The 1,766-nt window shown below is 69.0% G+C and carries 2 protein-coding genes and 1 pseudogene; 1 reads left to right on the plus strand and 2 read right to left on the minus strand.

Annotation, left to right across the window (positions count from 1 at the left end):
• Window positions 1-722 (minus strand): annotated as a pseudogene (locus tag DSP71_RS03475) (hypothetical protein); the annotation flags it as partial.
• A 215-nt stretch (window positions 723-937) separates the two neighbouring features.
• On the opposite strand from DSP71_RS03475, the gene DSP71_RS03480 reads away from it, so the two are divergent.
• A complete protein-coding gene (locus DSP71_RS03480; RefSeq protein WP_046748603.1) occupies window positions 938-1,411 on the plus strand; it encodes an acyl-CoA thioesterase in 474 nt (157 codons plus the stop codon).
• Window positions 1,412-1,465: 54 nt separating this feature from the next.
• Here DSP71_RS03480 and DSP71_RS03485 read toward each other — a convergent pair.
• A partial coding sequence (locus DSP71_RS03485; protein WP_147251186.1) for a PLP-dependent transferase occupies window positions 1,466-1,766 on the minus strand: 301 nt, incomplete at its 5' end.

Here is a 1,766-nt window from a genome sequence, read left to right on the forward strand (position 1 = left end):
TTCAGCTGCGGGTTCTCCGGGTCGGCGGCGAGCATCCCCGCGAGGGCGTCGGCGAGCTGCTGCGAGTGGCCGGGCGCCGTGGCCGCGACGCCCTGGAGAAGCGTCTTCGCTCCCGGCTGCGCGAGAGCCACCACGTCGGCGTTCACCTTGGTTCCGAGGGTGTCGCTGAGCTGCGTCGCGCCGACGAGCACGCCGTTCGCATACGCGTGCGCGCCGTTCACACCGGCGGCGAGGGTGGACATCCCGGAAGAGAGGGTCTGCGCACCGGCATCCGCCTGCGCCATCTTCGTCGCGAGCTCCTGCGCTCCGGCGAGCGCCGTCTGCGCACCTCCGCTGACCTTGCCCGCACCGACCACGGCGGTCGATGCGCCGGCGGCGAGGCTGTTCGTCCCCTCGGCCAGGGTCGTCGCGCCGGTCGCTGCGGTCGTGGCACCGTCGCTCAGCTTCTGCGATCCTTCCTGCGCGCTGGCGGCTCCCGCTGCGAGCTCCTGGGTGCCCTCGGCCAGGCGTGATGCGCCCGTGGAGAGGTCTGCAGCGCCGGCTGCCAGATCGGCCGAACCATCCTTGGCCGATGTCGTGCCGTCGGCGAGTTCGGAGGCACCGGCGGCGATCTTGCCGGTGGTCACCAAGAACAGGACCACCATGGCGGCCAGCAGCAGGCTGAGCACGATGACGGCGATGCGCATGCCGATTCCGTGCGAATGGGGCGTGGTACTCGTCATCGAGGACTCCTGGGGGTCAGTGGCGTCGTTGCCACCGGTGACTGTATGGCTGCGCCGAGGCGCGAGTGACGGATTTGCCGCTCGAAACCAAGTTCCAGCGCTCATGACACTGAGTTTCTTGTGAGGTATGCACAAAGGGACGTGGCCGACGGCCGTGTCCTCCGCGAAAACGGGCCGTAACATCTCCGACTCACGCGCCGCCTAGCCTCGTGCGCATGGCGAAGAAGAAGGCACCGGCGTGGCAGTGGTCGGAGGACGGACTCAACTTCCGCACCCGCAAATGGGTGCGCCCCGAGGACCTGAACGCGAACGGCTCCCTGTTCGGCGGGAGTCTGTTGAAGTGGATAGACGAGGAAGCGGCGATCTACGCGATCGTGCAGCTGGGCAACTATCGCGCCGTCACCAAGCACATCTCGGAGATCAACTTCGAGGCCTCGGCCGTGCAGGGCGACCTGATCGAGATCGGCCTGCAGGCGACGCATTTCGGCACCACGTCGCTGACCATGCGCGCGGTGGCGAGGAACATGATCACGCGCAAGCGCATCCTCACGATCGACAAGATCGTGTTCGTGAGCCTCGACGACGACGGAGTGCCGACCCCGCACGGGTACGACGAGATCACCTACGACCGCGACCGGATGCCGACGGAGCGCCTCGCGACCGGGACGATCCGCCTCCCCTCGCCGTGAGTCACGGCCGATGCGGCGCCGAGCCGACGGGTTCGCGGGCGCTGAGTCACCCCCTCAGGCGCGCACTGCCCCCCGGTGTGCGTCGCGCGAGGAGGTGACCCGGTCGGTGAGCGGCGCTTCATCATCGAAGGCCGGTACGGCCGCAAAGGCCTGGGCGAGATCGGCGATCAGGTCGTCGACGTCCTCCAACCCGATCGACAGCCGCAGCACGTCGGCTGCCGGACGGGCCTCCGGCGGCACCGGCCGATGGGTGAGCGCCGCCGGATGCTGGATCAGCGAATCCACACCGCCGAGCGAGACCGCGTGCGTGAACAATGCGGTCGCCGTCGTGACGGCGGAGGCCGCGGCGAACCCG

This window comes from Microbacterium sp. H6, from assembly GCF_003314775.1.
Classification (GTDB): Bacteria; Actinomycetota; Actinomycetes; order Actinomycetales; family Microbacteriaceae; genus Microbacterium; species Microbacterium oxydans.